The 18,260-nt window shown below is 33.4% G+C and carries 18 protein-coding genes; 8 read left to right on the plus strand and 10 right to left on the minus strand.

What is annotated here, in order from left to right; translation table 11 throughout:
- The first annotated feature begins 65 nt into the window (after nucleotides 1–65).
- The 5 genes from PKK00_04935 to PKK00_04955 all read left to right on the plus strand — a co-directional run bounded on the left by PKK00_04935 (nucleotide 66) and on the right by PKK00_04955 (nucleotide 3,916).
- Nucleotides 66–263 carry an isochorismatase family protein gene (locus PKK00_04935; GenBank protein HNW97742.1) on the plus strand — a complete coding sequence of 66 codons (198 nt, stop codon included), beginning with the start codon at nucleotides 66–68 and terminating at the stop codon, nucleotides 261–263.
- Nucleotides 264–400: 137 nt separating this feature from the next.
- On the plus strand, nucleotides 401–778 hold the full coding sequence (locus tag PKK00_04940) for a hypothetical protein (GenBank protein ID HNW97743.1): 378 nt from the start codon (nucleotides 401–403) through the stop codon (nucleotides 776–778).
- Between the two features lie 84 nt (nucleotides 779–862).
- Nucleotides 863–1,723: a hypothetical protein gene (locus PKK00_04945; protein HNW97744.1), complete on the plus strand. Its 861-nt coding sequence runs from the start codon at nucleotides 863–865 to the stop codon at nucleotides 1,721–1,723.
- An 83-nt stretch (nucleotides 1,724–1,806) separates the two neighbouring features.
- Nucleotides 1,807–2,316, plus strand: coding sequence for an O-acetyl-ADP-ribose deacetylase (locus tag PKK00_04950; GenBank protein HNW97745.1), 510 nt, complete (start codon nucleotides 1,807–1,809; stop codon nucleotides 2,314–2,316).
- A 139-nt stretch (nucleotides 2,317–2,455) separates the two neighbouring features.
- Nucleotides 2,456–3,916 (plus strand): aminotransferase class V-fold PLP-dependent enzyme, encoded by a 1,461-nt coding sequence (locus tag PKK00_04955; GenBank protein HNW97746.1) that lies wholly within the window; start codon nucleotides 2,456–2,458, stop codon nucleotides 3,914–3,916.
- A gap of 377 nt (nucleotides 3,917–4,293) precedes the next feature.
- Here PKK00_04955 and PKK00_04960 read toward each other — a convergent pair whose 3' ends face one another.
- Nucleotides 4,294–4,689 carry an START-like domain-containing protein gene (locus PKK00_04960; GenBank protein HNW97747.1) on the minus strand — a complete coding sequence of 132 codons (396 nt, stop codon included), beginning with the start codon at nucleotides 4,687–4,689 and terminating at the stop codon, nucleotides 4,294–4,296.
- 102 nt (nucleotides 4,690–4,791) lie between these two features.
- Here PKK00_04960 and PKK00_04965 point away from each other — a divergent pair, with 102 nt between their 5' ends.
- The 3 genes from PKK00_04965 to PKK00_04975 all read left to right on the plus strand — a co-directional run bounded on the left by PKK00_04965 (nucleotide 4,792) and on the right by PKK00_04975 (nucleotide 8,443).
- Complete coding sequence (locus PKK00_04965; GenBank protein HNW97748.1) at nucleotides 4,792–5,532, plus strand: isoprenylcysteine carboxylmethyltransferase family protein; 741 nt, start codon at nucleotides 4,792–4,794, stop codon at nucleotides 5,530–5,532.
- A gap of 23 nt (nucleotides 5,533–5,555) precedes the next feature.
- Nucleotides 5,556–6,458 (plus strand): DMT family transporter, encoded by a 903-nt coding sequence (locus tag PKK00_04970; GenBank protein ID HNW97749.1) that lies wholly within the window; start codon nucleotides 5,556–5,558, stop codon nucleotides 6,456–6,458.
- A 218-nt stretch (nucleotides 6,459–6,676) separates the two neighbouring features.
- The gene (locus tag PKK00_04975) at nucleotides 6,677–8,443 is read left to right on the plus strand and encodes a GNAT family N-acyltransferase (GenBank protein ID HNW97750.1); all 1,767 of its coding nucleotides are present in this window, start codon (nucleotides 6,677–6,679) and stop codon (nucleotides 8,441–8,443) included.
- 220 nt (nucleotides 8,444–8,663) lie between these two features.
- On the opposite strand, the gene PKK00_04980 is transcribed toward PKK00_04975, so the two are convergent.
- The 9 genes from PKK00_04980 to PKK00_05020 form a co-directional block, all read right to left on the minus strand.
- Nucleotides 8,664–10,343, minus strand: coding sequence for a hypothetical protein (locus PKK00_04980; protein ID HNW97751.1), 1,680 nt, complete (start codon nucleotides 10,341–10,343; stop codon nucleotides 8,664–8,666).
- A 56-nt stretch (nucleotides 10,344–10,399) separates the two neighbouring features.
- Nucleotides 10,400–10,774 (minus strand): hypothetical protein, encoded by a 375-nt coding sequence (locus tag PKK00_04985; GenBank protein HNW97752.1) that lies wholly within the window; start codon nucleotides 10,772–10,774, stop codon nucleotides 10,400–10,402.
- A gap of 23 nt (nucleotides 10,775–10,797) precedes the next feature.
- Nucleotides 10,798–11,028, minus strand: a complete 231-nt coding sequence (locus tag PKK00_04990; GenBank protein HNW97753.1) for a hypothetical protein — start codon at nucleotides 11,026–11,028, stop codon at nucleotides 10,798–10,800.
- Between the two features lies 1 nt (nucleotide 11,029).
- Complete coding sequence (locus tag PKK00_04995; protein ID HNW97754.1) at nucleotides 11,030–11,317, minus strand: DUF1360 domain-containing protein; 288 nt, start codon at nucleotides 11,315–11,317, stop codon at nucleotides 11,030–11,032.
- Between the two features lie 198 nt (nucleotides 11,318–11,515).
- A complete protein-coding gene (locus tag PKK00_05000; protein HNW97755.1) occupies nucleotides 11,516–13,849 on the minus strand; it encodes a carboxypeptidase-like regulatory domain-containing protein in 2,334 nt (777 codons plus the stop codon).
- A gap of 13 nt (nucleotides 13,850–13,862) precedes the next feature.
- The gene (locus tag PKK00_05005; protein ID HNW97756.1) at nucleotides 13,863–14,750 is read right to left on the minus strand and encodes a DUF4249 domain-containing protein; all 888 of its coding nucleotides are present in this window, start codon (nucleotides 14,748–14,750) and stop codon (nucleotides 13,863–13,865) included.
- Nucleotides 14,751–15,401, minus strand: a complete 651-nt coding sequence (locus PKK00_05010; protein HNW97757.1) for a hypothetical protein — start codon at nucleotides 15,399–15,401, stop codon at nucleotides 14,751–14,753.
- A 115-nt stretch (nucleotides 15,402–15,516) separates the two neighbouring features.
- Entirely contained in the window at nucleotides 15,517–16,260 is a 744-nt protein-coding gene (locus tag PKK00_05015) for a LuxR C-terminal-related transcriptional regulator (GenBank protein ID HNW97758.1), read from the minus strand.
- 41 nt (nucleotides 16,261–16,301) lie between these two features.
- Nucleotides 16,302–17,723, minus strand: coding sequence for a membrane dipeptidase (locus PKK00_05020; GenBank protein ID HNW97759.1), 1,422 nt, complete (start codon nucleotides 17,721–17,723; stop codon nucleotides 16,302–16,304).
- Nucleotides 17,724–18,260 lie beyond the last annotated feature (537 nt).

The following is an 18,260-nucleotide window of genomic DNA, read 5'->3' on the forward strand; positions in this document are numbered from 1 at the left end:
GGAGGCGGTTAATCCTCTTAAATATTTTTTTAATTGAAATTTAAACAGCCTCTAATGCTAAAGAAATTATTATTGTTGGTCTTTTGGCTGAAAAATGTATTTATAATACAGCGTTGGGAGGGAAGAATAGAGGATATGATATTTATCTTATTCCTGAAGCTATTATTGGCAAAATCTCAAAACGTAAAGAAGAAGCCATAAGTAAAATGACAGAAAAAGGAATAAAAGTATTACCTATAAAAGAAATAATCAACGTGCGATAATTCCATTTCTGATTATAAAAAATATCTTGCTCGTTTATAGATAAGTCTTATTAGTTATAATTATCAATGAAGTTGTAGAGATAGAAATTGATATAATTTTTTGATGATAGATCGTATTAATTATTTATCTTTGCATCGTGATAAGTCAAAGAAAAGATAGAATAAATTCGATTGTAGCTGCCTTGATTATAGGCTTTTTCCTGCTACTATCTTCATCTTTTACTGATAAGTCCGTTAACTCCCAAAGTAATTTTATTCAGAATGAAGTAAATTGTTCAGGTAATGTAAATGCTATAGTTTCTGATGCAATTCAATTACCATCCTGTCCCAAATTTTATTTACCAGTACATCCTGATCTTTTCAATGATGTTCCGAACGTATTTAATGACAACAGTAATGCAGACCGAGATTTTATTTTTCTTCAAAAGATCCAGCTTACTGAAAATCCTTTTGCCATTAAATTCTATTATCATCTTTTCTCTAATGATGATGATGACCTGCCCGTTTTAAGTTAAAAATTTCTTTTTTATGTAACTATTAAATTTCTGCCTTATTAAAATGAGGTGGTAGAATGATTTATTAACTTAAAATTAAAAAAAATGAAAACGATATTATATTCATTGGTTGCAATATTTATTTTTGGAATTATTGCAATGGGCTTTACAAATAAAGCAAATACAAATAACATTATATTAATTCAGGTTGCTGATAGTAATGTTTCATCATCTGCTCTTTCGCAATCTGCAAAAATTATATCAAACAGGTTAAAGGATTTTAGTTCCGAAAAATTCGATATTGCGATACTTCCTGCAAAGAGACAGATACAGGTAACATTTACGAATAATTGGGATTTGAAATTTGTTAATGATCTTATTACAAAAAAAGGGACATTGGCATTTTATGAAACCTATAACAGAAAAAGTTTGTCTGAACTTTTAAATGATAATGGTCACTTATTTTCTATGTTTAAGAATAGTGCAGTTAATGATTCTGTAGCTGACATTGGGTGCTGTTCAGTAAAAGAATCAGAAAAAATAAATGATTATATAAACATACTTAACCTGGATCAGAAATGCAAATTTGTATGGAGTAAGAATTTTGATGGTTCCCCAATTTGCCTTTATGCGATTAAACTGGATAGTGAAAAAAATGCATTGATGTCAACAACAGATATTGATAGTGCAAATTATATGCAGGATAAAGAATCGAGATCTAATGAAATAGAGGTTAACTTTAAGAAATCATCAGTTGATTTATGGGCCAATGCTACAAAGCACAATATTGGTAATGCTATAGCAATAGTTTTAGATAATAATGTAATTACTGCACCGATTGTGCGTTCCGAAATAGATTGTGGTCATTGTATGATCTCAGGTAATTTTTCGCAGGATGAAGCAAAATATATTGCATCGATTATAAATAATGGTGAATTACCGGTAACTTTCAAGAGGGTTAAATAGTATTAATAAAAGGGCTGCATTATGTGTGCAGCCTTTTATTATTTCATAAAATCATTTATCTTTGATAATGCAAATGTGTTTTTATGAAATATAAAATTAAAATTATCAAATCGGATATAACAAAAATAAAAGTTGATGCAATTGTTAATGCTGCCAATAATTCGTTGCTTGGCGGCGGTGGCGTTGATGGTGCAATTCATCGCGCTGCCGGTAAAGAATTGTTAGATGAATGCAAAACATTAAATGGTTGCGAAACAGGTGAAGCAAAAATTACCAAAGCCTACAACCTGCCTGCAAAATTTGTGATACATACGGTTGGTCCTGTTTGGTATGGGGGTAAAAACAATGAAAGGAAATTATTGGCATCGTGTTATAGAAATAGCCTGAACCTTGCAGTAAAACACAATATTAAAACAATAGCTTTTCCAAATATCAGCACCGGGGTTTATCACTATCCAAAGCCTGAAGCTGCTGAAGTAGCCATTAATGAAGTTACACTGTTTTTAAAAACAAATGAATTGATTGATGAAATTACATTTGTTTGCTTCGATGATGAGAATTTGAATTTGTATAAAAAAATAATAGAAAATTAATTATCGGTGTCAATCCGCGTAAACCAGCGTCAATACTGTAAATTTAATTATATAGGTTGTGATTTTAAAATTTTCTAAAAAACATATATAGATTTTGAAATATTTTCACAACTTTGCAAAAACAAATTTCCTTTAAGTCATGGAAAAATATTTTCAGAAATTCAGAAAGAATATAATTGGTAACTCACAAAAATTCATATCGCCATATGGAACGAAGAAAATTCTTTATGCCGATTGGATTGCCAGTGGCAGATTATATAAACCCATTGAAGATAAAATATCGAAAACTTTCGGTCCGTTTGTAGGTAATACTCATACCGAATCGAGTGAAACAGGAGTGCTGATGACCAAAGCCTATCACCTGGCACACAAAAAAATAAAAGAACATGTTAATGCCGGAAAAAATGATGTGATTATTACAGCCGGTTCTGGAATGACCACTGTAATCAACAAATTCCAGCGCATGATAGGTTTAAAGATATGTGGTGGATTGAGCAATCGCCCTTGTTTGCAGAAAACAGAAAAACCTGTGGTTTTTATAACACATATGGAACATCATTCTAACCATACCTCATGGTATGAAACCTGTGCTGATGTTGTTCTTGTTGAGCCCGGCAAAGGATTGCTTGTCGATCCGGAAAATCTTCGCAAAGAATTAAAAAAATATAAAAACAGAAAATTTAAAATTGGTTCGTTCACTGCATGCTCCAATGTTACAGGTATTGAAACACCTTACCACCAGCTGGCAAAAATAATGCATGAATACGGGGGATATTGTTTTGTTGATTTTGCAGCATCGGCACCTTATGTTGATATAAATATGCATCCTGCTGACCCAATGGAAAGACTTGATGCGATATTTTTCTCACCACATAAATTTCTTGGAGGTCCCGGCACTTCGGGCGTTTTGGTTTTCGATTCAGCAATGTATCATAATGAAGCGCCGGATAAACCCGGTGGCGGAACGGTTGACTGGACCAACCCATGGGGCGAGTACAAATATATTTCCGATATCGAATTGCGTGAAGATGGCGGTACTCCAGGGTTTCTGCAAGCCATTCGCAGTGCATTATGTATTGAGTTGAAAAATAAAATGGATACTAAAAATATCCGTAAGCGTGAGGGGCAACTTGTGAAGCTTGCATTCAAAGAATTGCATTCGATAAAAGGTATACATATTCTTGCTGATAATGTGAAGCATCGTCTTGGCGTGATTTCATTTTATATTGATAACATACATTATAATTTAATTGTGAAATTACTGAATGATCGTTATGGGATACAGGTTCGTGGTGGCTGTGCATGTGCAGGCACGTACGGTCATTTCCTTTTAGATGTTAGTTATAACTATTCTAAGAAAATAACTCAACGCATCAATTCGGGCGACCTTTCTACCAAACCCGGATGGGTTCGTATTTCGCTGCATCCTACAATGACTGATAATGAAGTGAAATTTATCGCATCGGCAATAAAAGAGATCCAGCAGAATATTGAAGAATGGAAAAAAGATTATAATTATTCTTCCCATACCAATGAATTCAGACATAAGAAGAATATAAAAGACGAAGAACTTAAAGTAAAGCCCTGGTTTAACCTGTAATATTAAATTCAGTACTTATAATTCATTGTACTTTTAAAAATTTATTTTACAGATAATCAATTGTCATATTGCGCCTGTCGAAATATGGCTTCGTATTCAGCCTGACCGTTGGTATTTTTTAGTTATACCATTTCCAATATTTTAAATCTGAGGCTTTGGTCTTTATCTGAATTATACAGAATCTTAGCAGATTTGTAATGGTTATTGAGCATTGTCGAAAAAAGCAAAATGTGCTTAGATTCTGTTATGCCGATTTATCCCGACTTGTCGCGGATAGGAAATTTTTGCAACCGAACTTGTGAGCTCATGAATACCTTTAAAATAAAATAAGTTATGAATAAATTATTTCCGTATCGGTATAAAATGCGTAAGAAGGGCTAAGTGTTGATGTTGGAGAATCTGGAGCCAATGGCATGCATCAGTTTATTTACGGCAGAATTCCAAATCATTTCTTTTTCTTTGAGTTCATTTTCAAATGCAAAATCTGTAATTAGCAAAGAGATTTCATTACTAATAGAATCGGTATTGATACGAAATTCAAAATATTTATCGGATTCGCCGTTTATCCATGTAAAATGAACCATCTCCAGTTCTTTAATATTTGTGATTTTTGCGGTAAGCTCAGTGTCATCATCCCATATAAAATGAAATATGTCATCTGTAGCGGATACTTTATCGGCAAACCATAAATTTAATCCATCCACTGTGCTAAGCATTGCAAAGAGCTTTTTTACAGATGCTTTAAAGTTATATTCAAATGTATATTTTTCCATCCCCAGTATTTTTCACTCCCCTTAATTGATAAAAATTAATAATTTCGCATTAAATTTAATATTGTGCAATATAGTAAAATATTCACTTAAATGCAAATATAAATGGCTTTAATTCATTCATTAGAGAAAAGCGGGAATGTGCTTTTCAAATACAGGGGGCAAATTCCGGTGATCTTATTTTTGATGGCAGTTCCTGTATTGTATTTTACAGATTATACTTTTGCTTCAAAAGGTATCGTAACGGTTTTTACTATTGTTGCTATTACGCTTAGTATAGCCGGTTTCATGGTTAGGTCCTATGCTATTGGAACTACACCCAAAGGAACATCGGGCAGAAACCGTGATGAACAGGTTGCTGAATCGTTGAACACTACAGGGATATACTCAATAGTAAGGCATCCGCTTTACCTTGGAAATTATTTAATGTGGATAGGAATAGTAGTGTTTAGCTTTAACTTTTATTTTATAATTATTGTGTCGTTATTGTTTTGGTTATATTACGAACGTATTATGTTTGCTGAAGAACGTTTTCTTGAAAGGAAATTCGGCGCAGCATATTTGGACTGGTCGAAACAAGTTCCTGCATTCATACCTGCGTTTAGTAAATTTAAAAAAAGTCTTTATCCTTTTTCTTTTAAAAGTGTTTTGCGCCGTGAGTATTCCGGTGTTGCAGCCACAGCAATAGGTTTTACATTTATTGATGTGTTGCGAAATTATTTTTTAACGGGAGAAATTGTTTGGAAGCTTACGTCGGTATATGTTACCATTGCTGCGATTCTGCTTGCTTTAATTCTGCGAACACTAAAACATAATCATTTACTTGACGAAGAAGGTCGTTCCTGAATAAATCAGGGGAATCAAAAAAAATGAGTAAGATAAAGATATACATATTTGCATTGTTGTCAATGCTGTTCTGGGGATTCTCATTCGTATGGATAAAAATTGTTTACGAAAATGGATACCGTCCTATCATGACTATTTTTCTGAGGCTTGTTATTTCTTCGTTAATGCTTTTTCTAATCATTAAATTAATGAACCGAGGACAAAAAATTCAAAAAGCTGATTATGGAAAATTCATGCTTCTTGCTTTTTTTGAGCCTTTGCTTTATTTCATGGGTGAAAGTTTCGGACTGACAATGGTATCAAGCACTGTAGCGGCAGTAATTGTTTCAACTATTCCGGTTATCTCGCCAATGTTTGCCTATATGTTTGCAAAAGAAAAAATATCTCTGATAAATATCATTGGACTTATTGTATCCTTTGCAGGAATAATGCTGATGGTGGTTGATAGGAATTTTGTATTTGATGCTTCTCCTCTTGGTGTTTTTCTTGAGTTCTGTGCAGTAATGGCAGCAATTTTTTATTCTGTCGCTATAAAAAAACTTACACATAAATATTCTGCTTTAACTATAATTAAAGTTCAGAATTTTATAGGTGCCATATATTTTCTTCCGCTTTTTTTAATTTTTGATTTTAACTGTTTCATTTCTATAAAGCCAAATATTGATCTTATTTATTCACTACTGATGCTGTCTGTTTTTGCATCATCGGCTGCATTTGTCCTGTATATCCCTGTAATCAGAGAACTGGGAATTGTAAGAGCCAATATTTTTACGAATTTCATTCCTGTTTTTACAGCGGTAACTTCTTATTTTGTTCTTTCTGAAACATTTGATTTGGGTAAAATTTCAGGAATGGCAATAGTTATTTTTGGTGTAATTATATCGCAGGTATATCAGAAAAAGAAAGCGAAAAAAAACCAATTATGACTGATCAAAATCAATGATATTAAAATTATAAAAACGGAAAGTTTATTCTGATAAAAAATAAAAACCGTTTTAATAAAGTGCTTCAAAATCAATATTTATCTGGTTATTTGAATTTTGAAAGAATTAATATAATAAAGTCATTACTGAAAAAAAGTTATATTTGCATTATGCATGAAAAAAAAATTATTAACTATTTGATTTAGCAGCAAGAAGAAAAAATGCAACTTGTAAGTCCCGAAGATATCCTGTCGGTAAATAAGAATCTTAAATATTTCGGAGGAAAAACTATAGCAAAGTTTATCTTGTGGGTACTTAAGCTGGATAAATGTAACAGGGAATATGCAAAATATTATGTTCTTGATAGCCCTGATTTCCTTAACAAAATCATAGAAAGTTTTAAACTGAAATATATCGTTTCGGAGGAAGATCTGAAAAAAATTCCTTTGAGTGGTCCGTTCATTACAGTTTCCAATCATCCCACCGGAGGTTCTGAAGGTATTGCACTTGTAAAAATGATGTCGCAAAAAAGGAGCGATTATAAGTTTCTTGTAAATTTTTTATTGTCGCGCATAAAACCGCTTGAACCATATTTTTTATATGTAAACCCTTTTGAAACACATAAAAATATGCAGTCGAGTATGGCCGGTGTTAAAAATGCTTTGAATCATATTAGCGCCGGAAACTCGTTGGGACTTTTCCCTGCCGGCGAAGTATCGGCATTTCAAAAAGGTAAAAAAGAAATTACTGATAGAGAGTGGCAAACTGTTGCGCTGAAACTTATTAAAAAAGCAAAAGTTCCTGTTGTCCCAATTTATATCGAAGGAAGAAACAGTAAGTTCTTTTATTTTCTCGGGAAAATCAATCCTTTATTAAGAACATTGAAACTGCCTTCGGAATTATTGAATAAAAAAAATCAGTTGCTGCATTTCAGGATAGGTATGCCTATTTCTGTGAACGACCAAAATCTTTTCGAAGACATTACGGAATATGGAAATTTCCTGAGAATGAAAACCTATACGTTAGGGACTGACATGTTGAATAAGAACAGGATTGTTCACGATTACCGGAAAATTCAATCGATTGTAGATGCCATAAATCCTGATATACTGGAGAAAGAAATAAATTCGCTTGGAGAAGAACAGCTTCTTTTTAAACTTGAAAATTATCGTGTGTTTCATTCCGATGCATCACGAATCCCTTATGTGATGAACGAAATAGGAAGGCTACGTGAACTTACTTATCGTGAAGTAGGAGAGGGGACATATAAAAATATCGACCTTGACCATTTCGACCAGTTCTTTCATCATTTATTCATTTGGGATACCGATACAAAAAAAATTGTTGGCGCTTACCGAATGGGAAAAGGAAAAGAGATAATGAAAAGGCGCGGCATAAAAGGCTTTTATATTGAAAGTCTTTTTAAAATAAATGAACAGTTGTATCCGGTGCTTGAACAAAGTATTGAACTGGGGCGTTCATTCATTTGTAAAGAGTACCAGCGAAAAGCATTGTCGCTTTTTTTATTGTGGAAAGGTATACTTTATTTTTTAATTAAAAATCCTGAGTACCGTTACCTGATTGGTCCGTTAAGTATTAGTGATTCATGTTCCGATTTTTCAAAAGGATTGATAGTCGAATTCCTTAAAGCAAATTATAATCATAATGAATTATCAAAATATATAGTTCCCCGTACACCTTTTGAATATAAGGTTTCGGAGTATATTGATACCAAAGTGTTCCTGAAGTATATCGGTAATGATTTGAATCGGCTCGATAAATTCATACATGATGTAGAACCTCCACAACATCTACCTGTGCTCTTAAAAAAGTATATTAAACAAAATGCAAAAATACTCGGAGCGAATGTTGATCCGAAATTTAATTTCTGTTTAGATGTACTGATGCTGCTTGATATTAAAGATGTACCACAGGAAGTAATAGATTCCTTATCCAAAGAGTCTGCTGAAACAATTAATACTATTTAATATCTAATAAAATCGGTTAGAGATTTTTTAGTAAAGGCTAAAGTCCTTTATAATTGCGGATTTCGCAATAGGATGACCTTAATGTTGGGGCTAAAATAATTCAATAAACTATGCTTTAGCAAAAAATTACTGAAAGACTACCGAGTGATTGTTATGATAAAAAGGCTCTATAACATTATTTCTGCAAATGTCATAGAGCCCGGAGTATAAATACTAATGATTAGCTTTTTCTTAAACAGTAACCGGTTCCTGAGTAAATATAACGCCCAACGCTTTGACTGTTACATATTACTCTGTCCCATACCGTAACACCTACTGAATATCCGCAAGCCGGGATACCTGAAGTATTAAAGGAGAATGGGTTTCCCGGTGCTATGCTTGTTTCGGAATATTTATCCGGTACCGGAGGTAAGATTGTTCCTGCAACATGAAGTGTAAAACAATTAAAATATTTTCCGCGTGCAACAAAATGGCAATCAATATTACTGCCTACTACAAAATCTTTACAGTTGCCGCCATTGTCAATATTGAGAGCAGCTTCAAGTAATACGTTATTGCATAACTGAATATTTTTTATAACCGAACCATGACCGAGAATATCAAGTTTTATCTGCCATAAATCATCACCGCTGGTTTGCCAACGGACCAAAACATTGTCAATATTTACATTGTACGGTTGATATTCATAGTATCCGTTTACATCAGGATTGATGGTTGTATATTTTACATTGTAAGTGGTATTATCCCAACCAACAAGCAGTAGTTCGCTGTCCAGCGTAGTCCATGCTACATCTCCGGCTCGTCTAACCTGAACCCTGTATTTATATCCGGCAAAAGGAGGTCCCTGTAATACAACCGTTCCTGCAAACGGACATGGGCGCCCTAATGTATCAACTTTATGAGCATTCAGAATAAATATGGCATCCGATTCGGTTAATCCTGTTACTGCATCTATCCTGTCAACAGGTACACCACCTAATCCAATGATTGCAGGATATACTTCTCCCGGTACAATTCCCGGTTTTACCTGGATGAAGGTATCAACCCTGTTACCGTATGTTTGTAAATCATCAGGATCGGTTTTTGAAGGTTCAACATTCCATGATAACACTCCGCGAATTTTTACAACATTAGGATTGATGCAGTTTTTGCGATGATAAGTAAAATCATAAGGAAGGATTGCCGAATAGAATAAATGATTTTTTGATACTTCCGAAAAGTCGTGAGTATTTACTTTTGTTGTTCCTGCATATTCCCAGTTGCAATCGCCATTCCAGTCAACCCAAAAGGCAACATATTCATAGGAGCCTTTAGTGCAGAGGTCGCCGTTATAACCGGAAGTTTTTTTAATTTCAATGGTTCCTACAAAACATTCTTTGTTATAATCCAATCCTACCGATTTCAATTCTTCAAAATCAATATTGGCTTTGGTTTTATTGAATAGTGAAATGATCTTATCCCAGTCAAGATTAAAATATTTTATTTTGTCGATTACACTTTGTGTATAAACGGGATTGTTTTGTTTCGAGCATTTATCAATATCTTTAATGGTCAAGCGCAACGGGTCAACTTTAACATTATTTTTTTTATAATATTCAACCAATGCAATTAAATCCTGTGTAGCTTTTTTTGCATTGATATCATCGAATTTTTCATTGGTCTCGCTTTCAATGATCTTTTTTATGCTTTCCACTTTAAGTTGCGGATTGTTGATAGCCAGATCTAAAAATTTATTGATGAGTACTTCTTTAATTTCAAGGTCAGGGTGTATGTGTATAAATTGCGGAAGGTTCTTTATCTGAATTGTAGCATCTAAAGTATTCCCCCAAACCATAGTGTACTCAGGGTCGTTTGCAGTAGGTATTGCTTCCCATGATAGTATTGCTCTTGCTTTTGGCAAAACATGTTTTGAACAAAAAGCTTTTTTGGGATTGATGGTTAATGACGCAATATAGCTTAAAGGTTTTTCAGGGTGTTTAAGGCAATCGGTTTCAGTGGGGATATCGTGTAAGTTGATAGCGACATAACCCTGGTCTTCCCAGCCTGTGCCATAATCAAGAAAAATCTTACATATTCGAACGAGCCAAATCCGCATAAACTTCCTGAAAAACCATTTTGAAGTTTTATGGAAATTGTTGCTTCTAACTGGTTGGTTTCAGGATTAAAACCGAGAGCGGTCAATTCCTCGAATGTGGTGTTGCCGCTAGCGCTTTTTAATGCTTTCAGGTTGCTTTTCTTTATTTGTCCGAAATAATTCGGGTTTTCGATGATGAGCTTTTTGAAACTTGCTCTTTCTGCATGCAATTCACTTTTGATTACTTGTTTTGTCATGTTTTTAATTTTAAGGGTGAAAATTATAATTTATTGATTGTTGGTATTTCTGCTATTTGTGCTATATCGCGGAAATCAATACCTACAATGCTTCCATGTTTTGCAAACCGGTATTCAATTCCTGTTATCGCTCCTTTATATACAACGCTGCTGTTTCCTGTGTACTGATAATATACAGCGTGTTCAATATTTTTTGAATTTTTAGTTTCTGAAATATTGTATAGCTCTTTTAATTTTTTTCCGCAGCAACTCATATTATATTTCGTTTTTATTGGTTAATTTTTCTAAAATGATCGATAATCCTGATAAAGCGAGCCACAATAAAAATATTTCCTTATGGCTTTCTCCAATAAAAAATGCGAAAGGTGCAGCAACCCAAACGCTGAGGCAATAGAAGCAGGAAAATAAATCGTTAAGGAATTTTATTTTTAAAATACTTTTTCGGAATAAGAAAATAATATTGAAAGGACCGTCTTCCGCGTTGAACAAATGTGTGATGCGCCATACTGATAAAACACCCAGAACAAAAAAGTACCAATTCATTTTATATTTGAAATAAGATGAATGCAAAGTAACTTCAAACAGGTACTACGAAACAATTCTCTTTATCGGGTATTTTTAATAGTGATGCATCCTCTTTTTAGGTGATGCTTACGTTGGTGTATCCTCTTTTTAGGGGAGGAAATTTAAAATGGAATTTTAAAAAATGGGTAGGTGTAAAATTATTTTTGCGAAATAATCTTAAAATTTAAAACTATAACTTACTGTAGGAATAAAAGGGAAGAGCGTTATCTGTTGCATGGAAACAAAATTATTTCCATCTACAGAATAATCGTTAAAGTAATAGAAGCTTGGATTTTTTTGATTGTACACATTGTATAAACTGATGTTCCAAATACGTTCCCCGTTTTTTAAAGTTCTCCGGAAGTTCACGCCAAAGTCGAGACGGTGATATGGAGCCATTCGGAATGAATTGATATTGGAATATAAATAAACCAAATATCCGCTTCCTTCATCGTAATATTTTTGTACAGGCAGTGTATAGGCTTGTCCCGACATATAAAGCCATGTTAAGGATATATCGACATATTTATTAAAAACATGCGAGAACACAATTTTTAATTCATGCCTGCGGTCGAATTTAAAAGGGAAAGGATTTCCGTAATTCAAATTTGTAAATGTCCGTTCGTTTTTCGAAAGAGTATATCCTATCCAACCGGTACTTCTTCCAATCGATTTCTGAATTAAAAGTTCGGCACCTACAGCTTTGCCTTTTCCATCGGTTTCAATTTTTTCGTACCAGGGCTTTGACGAATTGAACGAGCTTACACCTTCTTTATAATTTATCAGGTTGCGCATATCTTTATAATATCCTTCAACTGAAAATTCAAATTTTCGGAACAAGGTTGTTGCATAACTTAAAACATATTGATTGCTGTAACTCGGCGGTGCCAGCTCTATAGCGGGAACCCAGAAATCGATAGGGAATGCACTGCCTGTACCTGAAAGCATATGCATATTCTGGATCATGCGTGAATATGCCAGCTTTACCGACATGTTTTTTGAAAAGCCATAATTGATTATACATCGTGGTTCAAGCGATGGAAAATGATTCGACTGAATATAATAATCCGATAATCTCAGACCTGCTTTAGCTTCCAGGTTTTTTAATAATTGCAGTTTGCCTTCGCCATAAGCAGCAGCGGTATATCCGTATAATTTTACATTGTTGTAAGTAGTGTCAAATATAGGTTCTTCATTATGTAATTCGTAATCGCGTCCAATACCGGGTTTAAAGAAGTGCCCGGTTAACGATACGCCTGTTTCAATAGAGAAGTTTTGATTCAATTGATATTCGAAATTACTTTTTGTATTTAGGTCATAAACACCGGAAAGAAAATTTGTACTTTGTTCTGACGAGCTGGTATCGGTATTCGTTTTATAATAAATTTCATTTTTGTATCGGTATCTAACAAAAGAAAAAACAGTATTTCCAAAAAGTTTTTTGTTGTAAATATGAATCCATTTGAATGCAGCCATGGTATTGCCCCATTTTTCTTCAGAACCATTTTCGCTTATAGTTGGTTGTTTTTCTTTGAATTTTACAAAAAGTTTATCATCGCCATTATAAAAACTCAATGCAATATTATCGTTGTTCGAAAAGCGGTATGTCCATTTAAAATTCAAATCGTAAAAGTTGTATCCTGCGGTATAATTCCCGCGCGATGCAATGCTCATTACAGGCCTTATCAGTAAATCATATAAAAACCGGCGGTAAGAAATAAAGTAAGAAGAAGTATCTTTTTTTACCGGGCCTTCAACAAATATTTTCGATGATAACAAACCCAATGTGAAGTTTCCCGTGATCTTATCTTTACTTCCATCTTTCATTCTTACATCGAGTACTGATGATAAACGTCCGCCATAGCTGGCAGGGAAGCCGGCTTTGTATAATTTGGTTTCGTTAATGGCATCGTCGTTGAACAACGAAACAAATCCGCCGAGATGATTTATCTGGCAAAGTGGAACATCATCAAGCAGAACAAGATTCTGATCGGAAGAACCGCCTCTTACCATCAGCCCGTTCGAAAGTTCGCTTCCCGACTGAACTCCGGGCATCAGCTGGTATGCTTTAATTATATCGCGTTCACCGGCAAATGCAGGCAGTGTCCTCATTTGTGCTAAAGGAATTTCAACGGTTCCCACTTCGTCGCGTTTTTCAATAGGAGCAACATTATCCGCGTTAATAACCAATTCCTTTAATAATTTTCCGGCTTTTAATTTTATATTGATGATCGTATCTGTTTTTATTACGAAATCAATGGTGTCGGCAGCATACCCGATAAACGAATATACAATGTGTAAATTTTTATTTGAAGTATTATTAAACACAATTGAATAATATCCGTATTGATTTGTTGCCGTTCCGATTTTATTGTTTATGTCGTAAGCGTATGCACCCAGCAAAGCTTCGCCAGTCCTTGAATCAAGAATATAACCTTGTATGGTATATTTTTGTCCAAACACAATCAGTGCGAAAAAAGAAAGAAACACGATAATAAATATTTTTTTCATTTTTTTTCTTTTTTCAAGGAGTTGATATTTCTTTGGTATCGGATGAATAACCTGCAAATACACCATAACCGCCCGATATGTTCGTGTAAGGCATAACAGGATTAGTATTCCCGTTGTCGAAAATGGAATTGTTGTTCGAATTATTTTGTTTTATTATTTTTTGCATGTACTTGTAATATTCCTCTGTTACATGTTTTAGGTTAACTGCAATAATAAGACTATCGTTGTAACTCCATTTTAAAAATTCAAGTTTTATTTCTTTACTCTCGCCGTTGAAAGTTTTGTCGGTAAACATTACCCCGTTATACATATTGACTTCACTGTCGAATAGCGGATCGTTATTGTTATTTATTTGCAAACCGTAATTATTCACATAAGTTGTAGAATCATAATCATTATAATAATAACTTGTACCATTTATTGTACACATATAAAAATCTGTGGTCGAACTATTGTCGCTGATGTTAAAAGTAACAGCGCTTATATCGCCATTATTGGTTGTATACAGAACAGGTGTGAAATTAAAATCGGTCATTACTGTTTTTTCGGGAATATGAGTGAAAGCTGAAATGTGCCGCCCATCAATGGAAGTAGCTGTAATAGCCAGTTTATCGTTTGCCTGCGGAATATATGTGGAATTATATACAGAATCGTTTAAAATAAAATCTTCTTTATAAATATCGTTAACATATAAACTTATTGTTCCTTTCATTTGTTCATTCGATAAAGCTTCATTCATGTTTTTTGTTTCATCAAAAAAAAGTTGTAATGAATCGTTTTCGCCGGCATAGCATATGGCAACAAGTTTTCTGTCTTGTATGGGGATATCTATTTTTACTTCTTTCTCACAGGAAATTAAAAAAAATGAAAACAGAAGTAAGATGAAAATATTTAATTTCATTTAATCAAAATTATAATTGATACGATAAACAATTGCTGCTTTAAATTTACTGTTGTATTTATAATAGGTATTGTTACTCGAAGTAAATATATCGTTATACGAAAGCCTCGCCATTACATCAATGCTTATTCTTCGGTATAATTCGAACGGAAAGAAATGGAAACGGATACCCGGCGATAAACTGGCACCTGCATTTATTTTGTCACTACTTTTGATATTGATATTAAATATCGAATCGTTAATTGCATCGGTATGTTTAAATGAGCCGAATACGGCCGATTCAAAATATAAATTTACATTACGGGTGTAATGAAGATACAGCCTTCCGAACAGTGATGGATTTATGGAATAATATTTTTGTGTATACACTTCATTTAATAATTTATTTTTCACAGTAAAACCGCCAAAAATTTCTCCGCCATAAGTTATCCTGTTACTTTTATGTATGCTGTATCTTAATGAGTATCGACAATCATTTATTTCAGAAAGCGGAATACCCGAACTGATATAAGGATTAAAGCTAATACCAATGCTGCGTTTATATTTTATTGTGGAACGTATAATGGAATCCTGATCCTGCGAAAAAATATTTTTCGATGGGAGTAATAAAAATGAAAGAATGATAAGATATTTTATTGATGAGTAATTCACGAATTATTTATGAAATAAAACAAATTATTTTTTGGAAGAAACGTAAATAGTATGATAAAAGTATTTTATGATGAAAATTTTATTTCCTAAAATTTATGATATACTATATAATGAATTAATTCAATCCATTCTCAACAGCAAAGCATACAAGCGACGCAACGTTTTTTAGGTTAAGTTTTTTTAATAAATTTTTTCGATGCGAATCAACCGTGTTCACACTTATAATAAGTTTTGTACTTATTTCTTTATTTGAAAAACCGTTAGCTATCAATCGCAATACATCTTCTTCGCGGCGAGTGATTGATCTTAGCAGCAATTGATTTTTTAATCGCATATTCTCTTTCAGTAATTCTTCGATTTTTGCACCGGTATCTACAGGTGTTGACAGGTTCACCGATACGGCAAGCACCAGCCATGGTTTGCCTTCGCTGGTTCTTTTAAATAAAGTCCGGGTAGTATATAATTTAAGCCATTCCCCGTTCTTATGTTTGATCCGGAAAAGTGTTGAATGCTTTTCTCCTTTGTCATTTAAAAAGAAAGAAATGGTTTCATTCACTTTATCAAAATCATCGGGGTGGTAATAATTGGCAAGGTAATCGATTCCCATTGCAACAATATCATCAGGTGAAAAACCAAGGATGTCGATGAATTGCTTGTGGTTGCCCCAGATCATTTTACTTGTATTTAGGTCATCAATATGAATTAATACATTTGCTTTTGAAATAATTTCATCGTACAATAAAACTTTTTCTTTTAATTCAATATTGTCATTAATATATTGCAGGCTTGAATTGGCAAGCTTCTTAATACTGTCTTGCAACGATTCGATATCATTTTTTACTTCAGATATTTTTTGCATATTTTAAAATTTTAATACGAATAAAAATCAATCATTATAAATTAATAGTTGTTGACAGCAAAATAATATGCATTACGAAACATTACTTTGTCAATAATATCATTAGGGAGCAATTTATTTCCCGTGCGAAGTTTTTCGCCTTCGTTTTCCATATACTTTTCGGCATGTTTTATTAAATGCACTGACAGGTCATTCATGTCTTCGGCTGTGATAAAATAATTTATAGGGTTAATGATACCGTCGTAATCGCTGCCAATACATTGAATATCCCATGCTCCATCAATGCCTGCTTTATCAATGGTTTCTGCAATATGCTGTATTTGATCCCATATTAATTTGCTCCACATTTTTTTTCCTGCAAATATATTTTCAGTAAAATCAGGCAATGCGTTTTTATCGGCTATCCTGTTTTTTTCAAGCATGATTCCGAAAAGTCCGTATGATTCTTTTATTTTAATTATTTCTTCATCATCAAAATTTATATCATCATTGCAGAACAATGGATCGCCATTGCCTGTGACTGCTGCATGACTTACTATAATGGGAATGTTTTCCTGTTTGTATTTTGTTCCAAGAATTTGATAATATCGTTCCCTGGTAGTTTTGCTCATGTGCTTGATGTCGATCAGCATTCTTTTGCCATCAGTTTTGTTAAACAATGTATCGAATACATCCAGGCCAAAAGGTGTGAAATTGAAATTATTTCCTGTCCCCATTTTCTGGTCGATAAGCAGACTTACTTTTTGTAAACTCTCACAATGTCCGCAAAGCTGGTTGTAGAAATGATGGGTGTATGTAACAAATAATGGAGGATGTTCCCATTTTTTTGCGGTAACAATATTATCTAAAAATGATCTGGAAGAATAGGGCACTTCTTTGTGAAGACCTATACCAAAGGAGTGCAGCCCTTCAATGGTATTCACGACAGCAATGGAAAATTTATCATTATCATTTAAAGCCTGATCCATTTCACTCGCATTTTTTACTAAAACATAATTGCATGTTTTATTATCAATGATAACATCTGCACCACTTTTCTGTTTCAGGAAGTCGTATTCTGAACATAGATCCGAAAAATAATCTGTCTTTTCAATAACATATTCTATCCTGTTATCGTGTAAGCCGCTGAAAAATTCTTTAATTTCATTTGATGCTTCTCCTGTTCCCAGCCTGTTTATGAAAAAGCCTTTTTCAATAGGATATAATGAAGAATAAATTAATCGGACATTTCCCTTCATCAATGTTGTAAGATCGGATTGTGAATATCTTGTTACTCCAAGAATATCCCTTAATAATTTTTCTTTAAATGTTGGAGGGTTATAATACCACAAACTTCTGTTATCATAAATATCGACTGATTGAATAAGATCCATTTTTGTTTGCTGGCTTCCCTTATCAGGAAACGCATTCGCGTATGGCTGCATTGCAGGGTGGCAATGTATATCGGCAAAACAATTGTTCATGTGAATTTTCTTAGGGGTAAATGATTATGTGTGACGGTAAATTTAATAATATTTCTAATAGTTTGATGTCGATAAAAAAAATATTATTTAATATAAAATTATATATATTATATTACAAATGATATAAAACTAAATAATTTGTATTTAAAAACAGGCATGAATATTATTAAAATAAGATGTTGAAAATTTTAAGTTTCAAGTCTTGATTTAAAATCTCAAATCTAATCCACAGCGTCGGACTTAAATTAATCTTAAAAATCCAAAGTCAAAAGTTTATAGGAATGGAGGCTTGTTAAGGTTAAAGTTATTTGTTGAATGTGAAAATTCCTTCACATCATTTTTCGATAAACTCAAAATGACTGCTGGCGCACGGTCAGGCTGAGTTCATCGAAGCCAGATGATGTATAAAATGTGATTTGATTTTCTTTCGACTTTAAATTATCAACCAACCCAGTAGCTCAACCTTTCAACCATTGCAAAGTAGAAAGTTAATAGGAGTAGCGGTTTGTTAAGGTTAAAGTTATTTGTTGAATGTGA

Source organism: Bacteroidales bacterium (genome assembly GCA_035353855.1).
Classification (GTDB): domain Bacteria; phylum Bacteroidota; class Bacteroidia; order Bacteroidales; family CG2-30-32-10; genus DAOQAK01.